General features: G+C 63.7%; 20 protein-coding genes and 1 pseudogene. 9 read left to right on the plus strand and 12 right to left on the minus strand.

Going from position 1 to position 14820, the window contains the following annotated elements; all coding sequences use genetic code 11:
- The first annotated feature begins 118 nt into the window (after positions 1-118).
- Both ABZ463_RS11085 and ABZ463_RS11090 read left to right on the plus strand, forming a co-directional pair.
- On the plus strand, positions 119-2146 hold the full coding sequence (locus ABZ463_RS11085) for an AAA family ATPase (protein ID WP_362775398.1): 2028 nt from the start codon (positions 119-121) through the stop codon (positions 2144-2146).
- Positions 2119-3747, plus strand: a complete 1629-nt coding sequence (locus ABZ463_RS11090; protein ID WP_362775400.1) for an ATP-dependent helicase — start codon at positions 2119-2121, stop codon at positions 3745-3747. Before ABZ463_RS11085 ends, ABZ463_RS11090 begins: the two co-directional genes overlap by 28 nt.
- Before the next feature lie 167 nt (positions 3748-3914).
- Here ABZ463_RS11090 and ABZ463_RS11095 read toward each other — a convergent pair whose 3' ends face one another.
- A complete protein-coding gene (locus ABZ463_RS11095) occupies positions 3915-4067 on the minus strand; it encodes a hypothetical protein (protein WP_362775402.1) in 153 nt (50 codons plus the stop codon).
- Between the two features lie 338 nt (positions 4068-4405).
- Between ABZ463_RS11095 and ABZ463_RS11100 the strand changes: the two genes are divergently transcribed.
- The gene (locus ABZ463_RS11100; RefSeq protein ID WP_362775404.1) at positions 4406-5023 is read left to right on the plus strand and encodes a hypothetical protein; all 618 of its coding nucleotides are present in this window, start codon (positions 4406-4408) and stop codon (positions 5021-5023) included.
- Positions 5024-5184: 161 nt separating this feature from the next.
- Here the strand turns inward: ABZ463_RS11100 and ABZ463_RS11105 are convergent, their stop codons facing one another.
- The 7 genes and pseudogenes from ABZ463_RS11105 to ABZ463_RS11135 form a co-directional block, all read right to left on the minus strand.
- Positions 5185-5616 (minus strand): nucleotide pyrophosphohydrolase, encoded by a 432-nt coding sequence (locus tag ABZ463_RS11105; protein WP_362775406.1) that lies wholly within the window; start codon positions 5614-5616, stop codon positions 5185-5187.
- Positions 5617-5962: 346 nt separating this feature from the next.
- Positions 5963-6223: pseudogene (locus ABZ463_RS11110) on the minus strand (transposase); the annotation flags it as partial.
- 263 nt (positions 6224-6486) lie between these two features.
- Positions 6487-6861, minus strand: coding sequence for a hypothetical protein (locus tag ABZ463_RS11115; RefSeq protein ID WP_362775408.1), 375 nt, complete (start codon positions 6859-6861; stop codon positions 6487-6489).
- A 193-nt stretch (positions 6862-7054) separates the two neighbouring features.
- The gene (locus ABZ463_RS11120) at positions 7055-7594 is read right to left on the minus strand and encodes a GIY-YIG nuclease family protein (protein ID WP_362775410.1); all 540 of its coding nucleotides are present in this window, start codon (positions 7592-7594) and stop codon (positions 7055-7057) included.
- 346 nt (positions 7595-7940) lie between these two features.
- Positions 7941-8066 (minus strand): hypothetical protein, encoded by a 126-nt coding sequence (locus ABZ463_RS11125; protein ID WP_362775412.1) that lies wholly within the window; start codon positions 8064-8066, stop codon positions 7941-7943.
- Entirely contained in the window at positions 8063-8245 is a 183-nt protein-coding gene (locus ABZ463_RS11130) for a hypothetical protein (RefSeq protein ID WP_362775414.1), read from the minus strand. Before ABZ463_RS11130 ends, ABZ463_RS11125 begins: the two co-directional genes overlap by 4 nt.
- A 7-nt stretch (positions 8246-8252) precedes the next feature.
- Entirely contained in the window at positions 8253-8450 is a 198-nt protein-coding gene (locus tag ABZ463_RS11135) for a hypothetical protein (RefSeq protein ID WP_362775416.1), read from the minus strand.
- Between the two features lie 154 nt (positions 8451-8604).
- Between ABZ463_RS11135 and ABZ463_RS11140 the strand changes: the two genes are divergently transcribed.
- From ABZ463_RS11140 to ABZ463_RS11150, 3 genes are read left to right on the plus strand one after another with little or no spacing between them, the layout of a single operon-like run.
- Positions 8605-9345 (plus strand): helix-turn-helix transcriptional regulator, encoded by a 741-nt coding sequence (locus tag ABZ463_RS11140; RefSeq protein WP_362775418.1) that lies wholly within the window; start codon positions 8605-8607, stop codon positions 9343-9345.
- Positions 9342-9533: a hypothetical protein gene (locus tag ABZ463_RS11145; RefSeq protein ID WP_362775420.1), complete on the plus strand. Its 192-nt coding sequence runs from the start codon at positions 9342-9344 to the stop codon at positions 9531-9533. Before ABZ463_RS11140 ends, ABZ463_RS11145 begins: the two co-directional genes overlap by 4 nt.
- Before the next feature lie 46 nt (positions 9534-9579).
- The gene (locus ABZ463_RS11150) at positions 9580-10077 is read left to right on the plus strand and encodes a hypothetical protein (RefSeq protein WP_362775422.1); all 498 of its coding nucleotides are present in this window, start codon (positions 9580-9582) and stop codon (positions 10075-10077) included.
- On the opposite strand, the gene ABZ463_RS11155 is transcribed toward ABZ463_RS11150, so the two are convergent.
- Positions 10071-10334: a hypothetical protein gene (locus ABZ463_RS11155; protein WP_362775424.1), complete on the minus strand. Its 264-nt coding sequence runs from the start codon at positions 10332-10334 to the stop codon at positions 10071-10073. The two genes, ABZ463_RS11150 and ABZ463_RS11155, sit on opposite strands and share 7 nt — an antisense overlap.
- 168 nt (positions 10335-10502) lie before the next feature.
- Between ABZ463_RS11155 and ABZ463_RS11160 the strand changes: the two genes are divergently transcribed.
- Positions 10503-11843, plus strand: a complete 1341-nt coding sequence (locus tag ABZ463_RS11160; RefSeq protein WP_362775426.1) for a serine/threonine-protein kinase — start codon at positions 10503-10505, stop codon at positions 11841-11843.
- Between the two features lie 32 nt (positions 11844-11875).
- On the opposite strand, the gene ABZ463_RS11165 is transcribed toward ABZ463_RS11160, so the two are convergent.
- From ABZ463_RS11165 to ABZ463_RS11175, 3 genes are all read right to left on the minus strand, one after another.
- Positions 11876-12292: a hypothetical protein gene (locus ABZ463_RS11165; protein ID WP_362775428.1), complete on the minus strand. Its 417-nt coding sequence runs from the start codon at positions 12290-12292 to the stop codon at positions 11876-11878.
- Positions 12293-12373: 81 nt separating this feature from the next.
- Entirely contained in the window at positions 12374-13054 is a 681-nt protein-coding gene (locus ABZ463_RS11170; RefSeq protein ID WP_362775430.1) for an FHA domain-containing protein, read from the minus strand.
- A 201-nt stretch (positions 13055-13255) separates the two neighbouring features.
- Positions 13256-13723 carry a hypothetical protein gene (locus ABZ463_RS11175; protein ID WP_362775432.1) on the minus strand — a complete coding sequence of 156 codons (468 nt, stop codon included), beginning with the start codon at positions 13721-13723 and terminating at the stop codon, positions 13256-13258.
- A 416-nt stretch (positions 13724-14139) separates the two neighbouring features.
- On the opposite strand from ABZ463_RS11175, the gene ABZ463_RS11180 reads away from it, so the two are divergent.
- Positions 14140-14469 carry a hypothetical protein gene (locus ABZ463_RS11180; protein ID WP_362775434.1) on the plus strand — a complete coding sequence of 110 codons (330 nt, stop codon included), beginning with the start codon at positions 14140-14142 and terminating at the stop codon, positions 14467-14469.
- Between the two features lie 2 nt (positions 14470-14471).
- Positions 14472-14777: a hypothetical protein gene (locus ABZ463_RS11185; protein ID WP_352016194.1), complete on the plus strand. Its 306-nt coding sequence runs from the start codon at positions 14472-14474 to the stop codon at positions 14775-14777.
- Positions 14778-14820: the final 43 nt, after the last annotated feature.

Raw genomic sequence — 14820 nt, forward strand, 5'->3', positions numbered from 1 at the left:
CCTCGTAGGTCACTTCCGAGATTCTCACCCCTCATGCCCCTACTTCACCGCATACTTCTCTTGGGCATAGACCGCACACGGACAGTGACGGCTGGGCAGGAATCTCAACAGGACACACATGCGACTCATCTTTGCGGAAGTCACGAACTTCCGTGCGCTCCAAAGCGTGAAGGTGCATATCGACGACCAGACCACACTGATCGTCGGAAGGAACAACAGCGGAAAGACCTCGTTTGTCGACCTCTTCGCGAGGTTCTTCGGTAATGACCGTCCGCGTTTCACGTTGGACGATCTGCCGGCCTCTCACGTCAGGAAAATCGAACAGGCGGTGCGTAACTACCGTCAAGCCGAGCGTTTAAGGGAATCCAACCCCGGGCAAGCCTCCACACTGACCGACCGGGCGATTGGGCTGCTGCCAGAGATTCGGCTTCGGCTCACCATCGCCTACCAAGAGGACGAGGATCTATCTGCGATCAGCGCGATCATCATCGATCTTTCTGAGGACTGCCACGAGGCCGTGATCGAGGCGCGCTTCGAAGTGCGGAGCGCTCTGGATTTCCTCAGAAGTGCCACCAAGGAAAGGGCCACCGACAAACAGATCGCGAAGCTCTTCCAACGGCATTTCCACGCGACGTTCCATGCGATCGGCACTAGCGTGGAATCAGAGGTGAGCGTCGGCATTGAACGCTCGGTGGCGAGGCAGATCGTCTCGACCATGTTCGTCTTCGCTCAGGCGAAGTTCGACGATGTCTCTGCCGACCGGACCAGGAACCTGTCACAGACTTTCGAGAAGTTCATCAAGACCTATCATGAGGACGAGCACGCGGTCGTCGCCAAGTTCGAAGGCCTTCTCGTAGGGATGGCACGAAGGCTCGATAGCAGCTACGACGATATCTTTGCCCCAGTCCTCGCCTGGATGAACGCCTTCGGCAACGAAGTTTTCGGCCCAGGTCAGAAGCCTCGCATCGTCTCAGAACTCGACCCGGTGTCCATCGTCAAGAACACCACACGCATTACCTATGCCAGCAGTGACGGCGGCCGGCAACTGCCCGAGGGGCACAACGGTCTCGGGTACAGCAAGCTGGCCTTCACCGTCCTACAGGTCATCAGTTTTCTGGAAGCTCACAGGCGTGCGTCACCCAAACCGGCCGTGAGCCTCTTGTTCATCGAGGAACCGGAAGCCCATCTCCATCCCCAGATGCAGGAGGCTTTCGTCAGGGGGATCAGAGATCTGCTGGAAGGCCAGGATGCGGAAGGTGTCCAGGTCATCATGACCACACACTCATCGCACATCGTTGCCAGCGGCCACTTCGAGGCGGTCCGCTACTTCGACTGCACTGGTCAGCAGCTCAAAGTGAAAGATCTGGCGGAGTTCCGCCATAAGTCGGAACCGGTACCGGCCGAGGAGACGCTCCGCTTTCTCGCCAAGTACATGGTGCTGCACCGGTGTGACATGTTCTTTGCCGACAGCGTCATCCTCATCGAAGGCACTACGGAGCGGCTGCTGATGCCGGCCATGATCCGGAACTGTGCCCCGCAGCTCCGACGCGAGTACGTCTCCGTAGTCGAGGTCGGCGACGCCTACGCCCATCGTTTCCGTGAACTCCTCATCTTCCTCGGTGTGCGCACGCTGGTCATTACAGATGTTGACTCCGTCGCACTGGTCGTCAAGAAAGACACGAACGGGAAGCCACGCAATACCTATCCCGCCTGCCCGACGGAAACCAAGGGCGCCAAGACATCGAACGCCACCCTCAAACTGTGGCTGCCAAGACTGGAGCAGATAGACGCGCTGCTCGCCGCTACTGACGAGCAGCGGATCTTCGATCGTGTGCGGTTGGCTCACCAGGTAGCCGAGGCACCTGGAAGGCGCTGCGGGAGGAGCTTCGAAGAAGCCTTCATCCTTGCCAACGCCGACATCCTCGCCAAGGAGCTTGACCAGCTGACGGTCAAACACTCCTTCACACAGCACCTGCAGGTCCCGATCACTCCCGAGGAGATCACCAAGAACGCCTACGCGATCGCCGGTTCCCTCGATGGGAAGAAGACCGACTTCGCGTTCGACATCCTCATGCTCGATGGTTGGTCCACTCCCCGATACATCGTCGAAGGGCTGCAGTGGCTGATCACGTCACCGAACGGGTGATCCTCGCGCTGGACGAGCGGCGCAGCTTCCTGGTCGATGCGGGCGCGGGCGCGGGAAAGACATACACGCTCGTCCAGGCGCTGCGTCATCTACTCACCGCCTGCCGCGCGGACCTGGAACGGACCGGCGGCAAGGTAGCGTGCATCACCTACACGAACGTGGCGAAGGATGAGATTCGCGAGCGTGTGGGCGCCGACCCGCTCGTCATTGTCGCAACGATCCACGAGTTCCTCTGGGCTGAGATCGAACGGTTCCAGGGCCAGTTGCGTACGGCCATCATCACGAGGAACGACGAGTCTACCGACCCCCATGACCTGGAGGCGCTGACATCCGATGTTGCGATCAGCTATGTCCAACTTGGACGCAACCTCGCGAAGGGTCGCATCTCGCATGACGACGTTCTGGCCCTGTCCCACCGGCTCGTGTCCGGCTCGCCGAAACTGGCACGGATCATCGCAGACCGATTTCCCTACATCCTCGTGGACGAGTACCAAGACACCTCGCCCCTGACCGTAGAAGTCCTGCTCGACCATTTAGCGGGTGCTGGCCGCCGTGGATGCGCCGTTGGCCTGTTTGGCGACTCGATGCAGCAGATTTACCGCACAGGTGCCGGCGAGGTCACGGGATATCCAGACCTCGAACGGATCACCAAGAACGAGAACCGCCGGTCTGCCCAGGCGGTTATCGATGTCCTCAACGCGATACGTCCCGAACTCGTGCAGAAGCCGGTCGGCCTACCTGTCCTCGGGGAGGTTCACCTGTTCTTGCAGCAGGCCGTCCCGAAAGACGAGCGCCTGAGCTCGGCGCTTGACCAGCTCGACCGGCTGGGCTGGTCACGTGAGACCGCCAAGCGACTTTTCCTTACCCACCGGGCGATCGCTCGCGACATGGACTACTCCGATCTTCACGAGGCCTACCGAAAGGCCAAACGGGTGGAGAGCTTGCACGATGGCACCGATCCCTTCGCAAGCCACATTCTTGACATTGAGGCTCTTTGTGAAGCCTTCGAGTCCGAGGACCATGCGCTGCTGGTCTGGCTACTCGCCGCCAAGAAGACGAAGATCACCAAACATGAGGACAAGGGCAGGATCTCGCAGGCGCTGCGGAGCATGGTGGCCTCACGCACGACCATGACAATCGGCGCAGTTTTCGACCATGCTCAGGAGTCAGGTTTGCTGATCAAGTCCGCGGAGATCAAGGCACGGGAGCACAGCACGATGGAGAAGGACCTCGACGATCGCGCTCAGCGTAAGGCGGAGCACGTCCGCACTGTACTCACTCTTCCCTACTCCCAGGCCATCGCCTACGGCCTCTACATGAACGGGCAAACGCCGCTCGCCACACAGCATGGAGTTAAGGGCGCGGAGTTCGACGACGTTGTGGTCGTGATCGACGACAAGGCTTGGACCATGTACAGCATGGATGAAATGTTGGCTAACCCCTTGGGAACGAAGGACAGGATTCCCCGTACGAAAAACCTCTTCTATGTCTCCTGCTCCCGTGCTAGGAACCGGCTTGCTGTCATCTTCCTAAGTAACCTGTCTCCAGCAGCAGAGCACACGGCCCGTTCCTGGTTCGCTGGAGGGACAGTCCATCCATGACAAGCAGCTGGGCAAAGTGCGCAAGGTTGCGTTCACTGGGGTGATGTACAGCAGTCGCGTACAACAATGCCGCCATCCGTGATCACAATCCATTAGGCAGCATCTACCGCCAGAGCAGGAGAGAACGTCGCCGACGAGGGGTTTGTCCTTGTCTACGGGTCTGGTGGTCAGGTGTCGTACAAGCTGTCCCAGGGTTCGTAGAAGCCGAGGTTGTTCGGGTAGAGCTCGACGTGTTCGGTGCCTTTGAAGGTCTCGATGACGAGGCCGAAGAGCACGCCGTCAACTTCGTGACGGAAGGGCCGGATGGCGACCTTGGACATCTATTGGACCAGCTCTTCCCGCGGAATTTCGGCTATCTGAAATTTGCGATATAGCTCTCCAGCCGAGCATACGGCAGGAAACAGTCACCTCCGCAATACGAGACATGCCCGCAGCCGTGAAATACAGTTCCGGAATGCCGCCTCGACCTGTAGGACGGGTTGCCCGTGTCCGGATAGTGCCACCGGCGCAACCAAGCATCTTCGACACACCGGCCGAACGACTACTCAGCGTCCTGCAATCAGGAACCCGCACTGTCCGGTACCGGCGCATGTGGCGGATAGGTGGCGTCGATACTCCCAAAGGCTACATACGCGGACGTCTCGGATGCGAAACCGAAATGGGCACAGACCATTGGGACGACGGACAGCTGGACTTCATACCGGAAACCCTTGCTGCCGGTGTCGCATCGCCTTTCGTGATCCGTCTCTCCGATTTCGCCGCAGTTTTCCAGGTGAGATCACCCGTCATACGGGTCGCTTCATTCACGGGAGCTCTTCGCGCAATTCTCCGTGAGCAGATGGACGAACAGTGGGAAATAGCCTCTCCAGCGAAAGAGGAATCATTCGAGGAATGGAGAAAAACAGTCGACAAAATTATCCGCCTGAGCGTTAGGTTGACTCCTCCGTCGAGCGGCGAAGGGGGATCCGAAACCAATCAGCTCATAATAGATATGCACCTGGACTCCGCGAGCCTAGAGCTCAAATCCGAATCCGGAATCGAAACCAATGGAAGTATCGCCCAACAGATACTGGATCATGTCGATCGCGGGCACGTCCAAGCGTCGGCGACCGGGGTACGTGAGAACGGAGAAGTCTCAGTAGAGACCGTATGGGATAGCCAACTCCACGGAGAAAGCCCGATCACCACTATCGCCGTCGACCAAAAAACGGGTGAAGCCACCTTCGATTCACTGTTCGAAGAGGTGGAAACCATGGAGCTTGGTGAGACATTCTGAACGAATGGCGAACTGCTCAATGGTCGCCTTTGGTCCAACCGTGCCGCTGGCCGCAACCTGGCCTTCAAGGTCACCGGGGGCCAGCCTGTTGGATTTTCCTTCAAGTTGCTTCGGATGATCTGCAGCCACTCAGTCGGATAATTTCCGAAATTCCATCAGGGTTAAATCAGCCCGCACCTGCGCCTTCTGTTCACATTTTTCAACTCCACTAGCTCTGTCTGCCTGAATAGCCGATTTCTTTCAGGAGGACAGCGGGGGTGCCTTGCGTGCTGAACCTCGGTATATGTCAGAGGCGTATCGTCGTTCGGATAAGTCGATCTTGTCGTGGGCAGCCTCCACCAGTCGACCTCAAGGGCGGCGGCGAGTTGCACGAGGTAGTTCAGCACATCAGCCAGCTCTCCACGGATCCGGCCCAGGGTCTCAGGGTCTGGGCGCTGGGACTCCTCGGGAGTCAACCACTGGAACTCAGCCAGCAGCTCTCCTGCTTCACCGGCCAAGGCCATCGCCAGATTCTTCGGGGTATGGAACTTCTCCCATTCACGCTCCGCACCGAACCGGCGAAGACGCCCAGCGAGTTCCTCAAGTTCTGTCACCACAGGCACCGACTTTACCGCCCCTGTTGTTATTGGAACTCGCAATCGATACCCGCGACAGGAGCTGACGGAAGCCGACAATTGTCGGTAGACGGCGTTACGGTACGTCTCACACCACGCACCACTTCCGTCTGGATGGCGCCACTTTGTGAAGGAGCGGCTTTCGTGGCCTCACGCTGTCTGTACCAGGCAACCGCCGGTGACCTCGCCAACGTCATCTCCGCAGGGCACCTCATCAGAGAGCTCAGGCGGAGCTTCGACGAGCTGATCGGCGGCAAGCTGGACGACAAGGAGGTCGAATCCTGGTGCAGCAGCATCCCGACGGTCGTCAAGTTGCTGCTGGAGGCAGGCCGTCCCTCTGCCAGAGGGCGAAGTAGCCGTACACGGTGGCCCAGGGCGGGAAGTCATGGGGCAGGTAGCGCCAGGGGATGCCGGTGCGATCCACGTACACGATCGCGCTCATGACGGAGCGCAGGTCGTGTTCGGGTGGGCGGCCGATGTCCAGGCCGCTGCCACGGCGTTCGGTCCGCCAGGCGCTCAGTACGGGTTCGATGAGTGCCCACCGGGCATCGGACAGGTCGCTGGGGTACGGGCGCCGCTCGGTCATGCCTGTGGCGTATCGCATGGTGGGCTTGCCGGTCAGCCGGTTTGAGGATCTGCCGTCGACGAAGAGCGGCAGAGCACCGCGCCTTGGGATGAGACAGGATTTCTCGTGTCAGACACGCCGCCTCGAAGCCGGAATGGCGGCCATAGCGGTACGCGTATCTGGTGATACGTCGCGAACACGGCAGCCTACTGATCGAACAAGCCTCCCTGTGCGCCATAAAAAGGGATCAAACACCCTCTAAGGCGGGTGTCTTTGGGGATCGGTCATCGCCGCATGAAGGGGACCACGTAGGAGGGCGGCTGACCGTTCGTCGCGTCTGTCAGGTCGTCCTCGGTCAGGCTGAGGGTGAAGGCGTTGCCTGTTTGGTGGGGGTTCCAGCTGCGGGCAAGAGCTCTGCGGATGGTCGCCGATACGAGTGCGGGTCGTACAGCCATCGCTCGTTCCCCGAGCCACGCGTCTGGCCGGGAGCAGGGGAGCAACACCAGGAGAACGCGTCCCGGCACGTCGGCTGGCTCCACCGCGAAGGTTAGCGGTCCCCAGCTGTTCGCCTGGCAGTACGTGGGTTTGCGGCGGATCCGCCAGCGATAGGTGACGCCGTCGACCGTGATGAGCCGTGAGCCCTTCTTGGGGATCGACATGAAGATGGGCCTCCTGCTCTGTTCCGTCGCTGTTCCGTGGGAGAGCCGAAACCAGTGACAAGTGACGCGAGACGCCCGCAAGCGTAGCCCCTGTTCAGGCGCATGATCGAGCCGTTTTCGCAGGTAGCTGGATCCTGAGCCGGAGATCACCCAGATCTACGAGGGCGGGGCAGTCTGCGATTGGGGTGGCTGATCAGCTGGCGACGGGGAGTTCCCGGGCGCGAGCTTTCGCGGAGGCTCGTAGAGCGCTGAGGTGTTGATGGAAAGCGTGGTTCCTGTTCTGGTCGAGGTTGAGCGGAAGATCCAGTCGAGTGATCAGTTCGGATTCGGCGATCCAGGGTTCGGGGTGAGCCAGCCAGCAGACCCGGGCGTGCTCGGCCATCCAGGCCGTCAGTTCCTTCTCGCCGGTCTGTCCGAAGGTCAGGCGCTTGCCGCTGCCCACGCGACGGAGTTCGAGACCGAGGAGGCAGCCCAGGGTGAGGCGAAGAGTGGAGCCTTCGGCGTTACCGCGGAAGTGGTAACGGACTCGGGTGCGCAGGTTCTGTCTGCTGGTTCGGGTTGCCATCCGGCGGGGGGCGATTCCGACGTACAGAAGTTGCCCGGAGGGCAGCCGGGGATCGGGGGACTGCTCGAAGTGCCAGCCGTAGACGCCGGGGACGGCCGGGACGGGGCTTGGCCGGGTCAGCACCTCGGCCGCCGACCACAACCTGTCAGGCTCCAGGAGATCCCTCATGTTCATCGCCTCTTCCAACAGACCCGCGCGGATGAGGAGACGCTAGAACATGGCGCCGACAACACCGGCACAGTGCTCGCTCCTGGGCTGCGCGCGCTGCCGTACAGCGGCACCGTCTTACGCGACCACACCCCACCCACTGAATCCCGCCTGCTTCCTGGCGGTGGTCGGTTCACACAACGGTAGAGAGGGCGGGTCTGACGACATGGCCCCCGGGGCACATCGGGGGCACATGGCGTTGGAAGACGGTGGAGGGCAGTGGCAGAGGATGGCAGCGTTATTGCAGGTCAGAGAGCAGGCCACTGAGTGAGTCGCAGGTCAGGGGCAGACGGCATTAGAACCCGGCCTACAGGCCGACTCGTCCGCCCTCCCCGCCCCTGACCTGCGGCGGAGCCGCCTGGCTCAGATGGTGTTCGATGCTTCTCGGGTCGAGGCTCACCGTGACCAGGACGAGGGGAAACAGCGCGCTCACCCGCGCACGTGGCAGCCGGTGACCCGGCGGGCCAGGGCCGCCGCCCGGCTCGGCGGCGCCGCACCCAGCTGCATCCGCCGGTCCTCCTGGCGCATCCCGACCAGGACGACGACGTAGCCGACGAACACCGCCGCGCCCAGCACCAGGCCGATGATCAGCGGGATCATGGTCGCGTTCACGTCCAGATCACCCCCGCCTCGGCGGTGCCGTACGGGCGCGCCGCACCTGACCGCGCCGCCGGTCGGCCGTCCTGCGCCGGGCCGCCTGACGGCGGGTCCACCGCTCCCGCGCCAGGCACTTGCGGCAGACGAACCGTCCCTCCTCCAGGACCGCGCCGCATCCGCAGGCGGGCGTGTCGTCGATCGGCCGAATGTGGTTGATCACTGTTGTCTCTCCTCTCGTCGCCACCGGTGCTGCCGTGCGGTATCGAGGGTGCGACGAGCAGGTAGGACGTGATCACTACAGGGCGGGACATGTACAGGACGTCCGGTCTACGATTGCCCCGTCCCTGGACGTCCCCGGCTTTCAGGCAGGTGAGATGGCGAACGAGCGGTTGCGCACGGCGTTACTCGAACGGGGAACCACCATCACGGAGGTGGCCGAGGCCGTCGAGGTCGACGCCAAGACCGTGGAACGATGGATCACCCAGGGCCGTGTACCGTACCGAAAGCACAGATTCGCGCTCGCCAAACTCCTCGGGGTCGAGGAGGTCTATCTGTGGCCGGACGCGCTGACTCCCAAACAGGCCGCCGCGGTCTCCGGAAGCGAACTCGTCACCGTCTACCCGCACCGCTGGGCCGTACCGAAGGAGACCTGGGAACGCCTGTTCTCCGCGGCCCAGGGGGAGATCGGCGTACTGGTCTACAGCGGGATCTTCATCGCCCAGGACACCGGCATCATGCGCACCTTCGCCAAGAAGGCCGAGGCCGGTGTGCGTGTCCGCATCCTGCTGGGCAACCCGGACGCGCTCGAAGCCGCCCCGCATGGCGCGGACGAAGGCCTCGGTGACGGCATGGCCGCGCAGACCCGGATGGCCCTGACGCTCTACCGGCCGTTGCAGCAGGTCGAGGGCATCGAGATCCGGTTGCACCACACCATCCTGTACAACTCCATCTACCGCGGGGACGATCAGCTTCTCGTCAACACCCATGTCTACGGCAAGTTCGCCACCGACGCCCCGGTCATGCACCTGCGCAAGGTGGCGGGCGGGGACATGGTCTCGACCTATATCGACAGCTTCGAAGCCGTCTGGGCCGGAGCCACCCCCGCAGGATCGTGACCCATGACGGCCCCGTCCCCAGTCGTCAACGGCGTGGGCGACATCCTGATGCCCCGCCGTACCGGCAACGGCAACTGGGCCTGGGGGAGTCCCTGCCGCGTGGGGAGATCGGCTTCCTGATCACCGACCGGTCGATGCGGCTGCGGCTCGCTCACCTCCTCGACGGCGCCGGGCCGTACATCGGGTAGGAAAACCGGTTGGCCGGGCCTGGCCGGTGTCCATAAGGTGCGCTCGATGACCCTGTTCACGCACCTTTCCCCAGCCGATGACATCCGTTCGATCCGGCGGGCCGGTATTCGCGCCCGCAGCCGCGACCACGACGGCCGGGCCGGGGTGTTCTGCCTGCCGGTCATGCCCTCCTACCAGCTCACCCACCAGTGGGGCCGGGAACTGCACCGCCGCGGCGGGCGGCGCACGATGGTCGCCGTGGACTTCCGGCTGCCCGACGACGAACCGGTCCTGGTCGGCCGCTACGACCGCCGGCACGTCGAACTCGCGAGCGCTGAGGCCGCAGTTCTGATCGCCGGATGTGAGGACGCCCGGGGGTATGAGGTGTTCGTTCCCCGCGCGATCGGCGCCAGGGAGATTCACCGGGTGCGGGCAATCAACCGGGTCACCGGCTGGCGGTACATGCCCAACGCCCACGGCAGGTTCCCCTGCCCGTGCTGTCTGGAACGTGGAGAGTACGGCAGCGCGAAGATCCGCAGGAAGGCCGAGAGCCGCGGCTACTGACCGCTGTGCCCCAGTGCGGCATGTACGGCGTGCACGGCCGCGACGATGCACGGCGTGGCCTTGGTGATCGACCGGCTGACCAGGTGCTCGGGGCCGTACCGGGAGTTGATCTCCGCAAGGCGGGTCTCGACGTCGACCGGCAGGCCGTCCGGGCCGGTGGTCATGTCGCAGTAGGTCAGCGCCTCGACCGACTCGGGGCGTTCCTCGGCGAAATCGGCGCCCAGCGTGTCGAACCTGGCCCGTGGATTCGCCCGCACTGATCAGCAGCTGATGTCCGGTTCAAGCGATTAATTCTGAAATGCCCTCAATTGCGAGAATGGCGGTAATTGCCTTGCTAGGGGGACAGGCGGAGAAACGTAGCGAAAAGTACATAAAGGCAGAAATGGTTCTTGCGTTGCTCTCCGGCTCTCCGGTAATAGTCGGTCGTGATTGCCTTCAGTAGATACCGGGCGAGTGACCTAGTAGGTACTGGGGCTTTCGCTTCGGTCTGGCGAGCATACGATGATCAGTTGGCCGCGCCGGTCGCGATCAAGGTGCTCGCCGAGCACTGGGCGCAGCGTCCGGGCGTCCGGGAACGTTTCCTGCAGGAAGCGCGCCTGCTGCGCCAGGCAGCCTCGCCGCACGTCGTGCAGGTGTACGACCTCGGCGAGGCGGACGGCCGGCCGTACTTCGTGATGGCCTTCGCCGACCAGGGAACCTTGCAGGACCTGCTGGATCAGGGGCCACCTCCGCTGCCCGAGGCGATCGACCTGATGCGACAGATCTGCGCGGGCGTCGCCGATCTGCATCGGCTCGGCGTGATCCACCGGGATCTGAAACCGGCCAACATCCTGATCTGCGGCACCCCGGAAGGCGGACGGCGACTGCTCGTCGCCGATCTCGGCCTGGCCAAGGCCGCCGCCGATCCGACCGGGCTGACCATCGCGGGCACACCCGGCTACATGGCTCCCGAGCAGCGGCAGCCCGGCGGTTCCATCGATGAGCGCACCGACGTGCACGCGCTCGGCGCGATCGTCTTCCACCTGCTCACCGGCCAGGTGCCGGCACCCGACGCGCATTCGCCGCGCCGACTCAGGCCGGAGGTGCCGGCGGCCGTCGACGAGGTGGTCGTCCGCGCGCTCGACCCGGTACGTGAGCGTCGCTGGGATTCGGTGGAGGCGTTCGAACGGGCACTGGTCGCCGCTGCCGCCGGTGGCGGAGCCGGACGTGTGTGGCGTCTTCGGCGGCTGCTGCGACGACTGCCCCGGGTGTGGGTGTACGGCATGGCCGGGCTCTGCGCCGGCACCGGCGTCGCGGCGGCGCTGCTCATCCCCGACTCCCCGAAGCTGGAGGGCACCGACGTCCCCGTCGAGTACCGTGGGCTGATCGTCGAGGCCGGGACGTGGTGCAACCTGGAGGGCCTGAGCCCCGCACTGATCGCCGCCATGCTGAAAGCGGAGAGCGGATTCGACCCCAAGCTGGTGGACACCCCGAAGGACGAGTACGGCATCGCCCGCTGGACCCCCCGAGTCCTGCAGTGGTACCTGTCCCCGGGCATGGACGCCAAGCAGGCGGCTCTCGACCCGAAGATCGCGATCCCGAAGATGGGCGAACTGATGTGCCGGTACGGGCCCCAGGTGGCCGACGTGCCCGGCGATCCCGCACTGAAACTCGCCGCCGTCTACCGGACGAGCTCAGGGTCAGTACGGGAAGCCGGTGGGATAAAACCCTCCCTGAGGCCCTACACCGACAGAGTACGTGCCTTCTTGGCCGACTACGGGCCCTGATCAGAACGGCAGTCGGCCAGCTCCCGCGAGGCTTACCCGAGGTACAGCTTCACCGAGTTGATCGGGCCGAAGTCGAGGGTCCTGTAGGCGTACATGTCGACCGGATCGCTGTCGCAGCTGCCCCCGTTGTACTGACGGCACTCCGTGGCCAGCGCCGGCCGACCCCCGTCGGCGACCTGGTTGTTGAACAGGATGCGACTACCGTAGACGTTGGAAAGGTTGTGCGCGCCGTAGCTCCAGAACATCTTGTCGACGCCGCTCTCCCAGGTCGACCCCTTGTAGAGGCAGACCGCGCCGACCGGACAGCCGGCCCAGGGCCCCTGCTGGACCGAGACGCTGCTGGTCTGCACGGCCCCGTCCCTGGCGGGACCGGTGTCGGCGCTGGCGGAGGTGCTGAACGCGGCCAGCGCGACGGCCGCCATGACGGTGACTGTACCGATCTTGAACATGTCATCCCTTTCGGGTGGTCGCTGTGACTGTCACAGCATCCGCCCGGACGGGACGCCCGGACTATCCGGCAGCTGCCAGGGTCACCCGAGCAGTTCCAGGTGCTTGGCGTTGACCAGGTCGTAGCGCAGGGCGGTCGCGATCAGGGCGGCCCGCTGCCAGTCGGCTCGTCCTTCGCCGGAGCTGTCCTTGATCCGGAGCTTGCGCGAGGCCAGGTACTCGATCTGGAAGGCGATGGCCTTGCGGCTCAGGCCGTACTTCTTGAGCCGTTCCTGGATCTGCGGCGTGCTGGGGGTGACCGTGGAGGCGGGGTCGAGCAGACGCGGCTCACAGAGGGCGACGAGCACCAGGAAGTACTTGGCGGTGCGGTCGAGCGGGTACGCCAGAAGGGTCTCCGCGCCCGTCTCGACGAGGTCGGGATCGGTGAAGGCCTGGCAGGGCGCGAACACCAGCAGCGCCTCCTGAGCTCCGGGCACCAGAATTCTGGCGAACTCGAAGCACACCGGGGCGTCCATCCGGCCCGGGGGGACCTTGATGAACTCTCCCCCTCCCTCGGGGTTCTCGACGACGTATGTCACCCGGCCGCTCAGGTTCGTGAGGGCCCAGTGGTCGCCGGTGGCACGCAGCTGCCCGGCCCGGCGTGAGACGGCCGGATCGCCGAGGACGATGTCGGAGGTGTCGGCCCTACCGAAGACGAGCGATTCCCCCGCTTCCAGCTCCCAGCTCCGGTCGTCCCCTTCGATCTGAACGATGATCGATTTCATAATCGCCACCGTAATCCGTACCGAGGTCGCGGCCTGAGGTTTCACCGGAGTCCCGTCGGCGGGCGCGGAGGCGACAGCACGTACGGGCCGAGAACAGCAGGTGGGGTCAGCGGCGCCAGGGGCCCGGCTGGACGAGGCCCGACTCGCAGGCACAGATGACCACCTGGATCCGGTCGCGCAGCCCGAGGCGTCCGCCCTTCCCTACGGATCGGAAGGTGCCCGGCTGGTGTGCTGTTCGTCCCGGCTCCGGATTTCGGTGCACCGAGGGAGGTCCTCGATGCCTCCGCCTTCGGGGATCATGCCCCAGAGGAAGGGGATCAGGTACTGAGGCGGTTCGCCCAGGAGTACGGCCAGTTCGTCCTCGGCGATGGTGAGGGGGAACGCCGGGCCTGGTCGTCCGGGGTTCCATCCCTGTTCGGCGGCTCGCCGGACGCAGCCGGCGACGAGGGCGGGGCGGACCGCGATCGTCCGTTCTCCGAGCCAGTTGTCCGGCCGAGCGCAGGGAAGCGACACCACAAGAACACATCCCGGCTTCGCGGCCCGCTCAACGGTGACGGTGAGGGGGCTCCAGCCGTTGCCCTGGTGGTAGGTGGGCTTGTGCCGGATCCGCCAACGGAAGGCGGTGCCGTCGACGCCGATGAGCCGTGAGCCCTTCCTGGGCATCGTCACGGGCGCCTCCAAGCTTCTGCCCTGTTCCGTCGCTGTTGCGTGGGAGCACCGAAAACAGCGGGAAGTGTCGTGAGACGCCCGCAATCGTAATCCCTCTTGTCCACCTTTCCGGCCTGGTCCGGTATGGGGCGTCCGCAGGGCAGGGTCCGGAGATCATGGAGACGCCCGTCCGTCCCGCTTGGTTCACGAGACCAACCCGTTTGGTCGAAACGGGACCGGGAGCCGTCCCGTCACGTCAGGGTGGCCTGGAACGGCCGGCGTCGGCCGCTGCCGGGATCGAATGCGGGTTCGATGAGGTCGACATGCTTCGGTCTTGGTGGACTCTGCCGGGGAAACTGTCCTCTTCCGGCCATCCGCTTTTTCGGAAGGCGCCGGTTGGCGCTGCTTTCCCTTGAACCTCAGAAGAAAGTCGGAAAATGGAGCAGTGGGTCATGAAAGACGAATTCTTCCCGCCCGGTTCTGTTTCCCATGATGACCCTGCGGTCGAACGGGCCATGGAGACGATTGATGTGCTTCGGCCCTCCGAACAGAGAGAACTTCTGCGCAGTTCCTTCCGGGCGGCACTGGCCTTTGAGCGGACCATGAACATTGACCATCTGACGGATTTCGCAAAGAATCTGCTCGCGACCGTTCATTTGCGCGGCATCCCCGCCTATGCGGAAGCGCTGGAAAACGCCCCCGGGAACCCTCGCGGATCGGGCGAGGCGCTGGACGTCGAAGAGGTGCTGAACCGACTCATGGAGTGACCATGGCGGAGCTCCGGCTCCAAGCGGGAAGTGAAGAAATACTTGCGCGGTGGTGGGAATCGGCCAAGCCCAAGGAGGGTGATCAGCAGCTTGTCTGCGAGGTTCTGCGAACGATCGCCGACGGGACCTGGCGCAGCAGGTGGCATCCGCCCGAGGATCTGGCGAATGATCAACCCGTTCTCCCCGTCAGGGCGTTCCGGCCTCGGGACAGCTTGGTGGTGTTGGTCCGCTTCTGGCCGGCGGAGGATCCGCCAGAATTCGAACTGATCAACATCTTCGACGAAGACGACCTACCGGATGAGGATTGACGGTCCGGGGAATTCGCGGCGGACGTGCGATGGCGGGTACGGC

It is taken from the genome of Streptosporangium sp. NPDC020145, assembly GCF_040631275.1.
Classification (GTDB): domain Bacteria; phylum Actinomycetota; class Actinomycetes; order Streptosporangiales; family Streptosporangiaceae; genus Streptosporangium.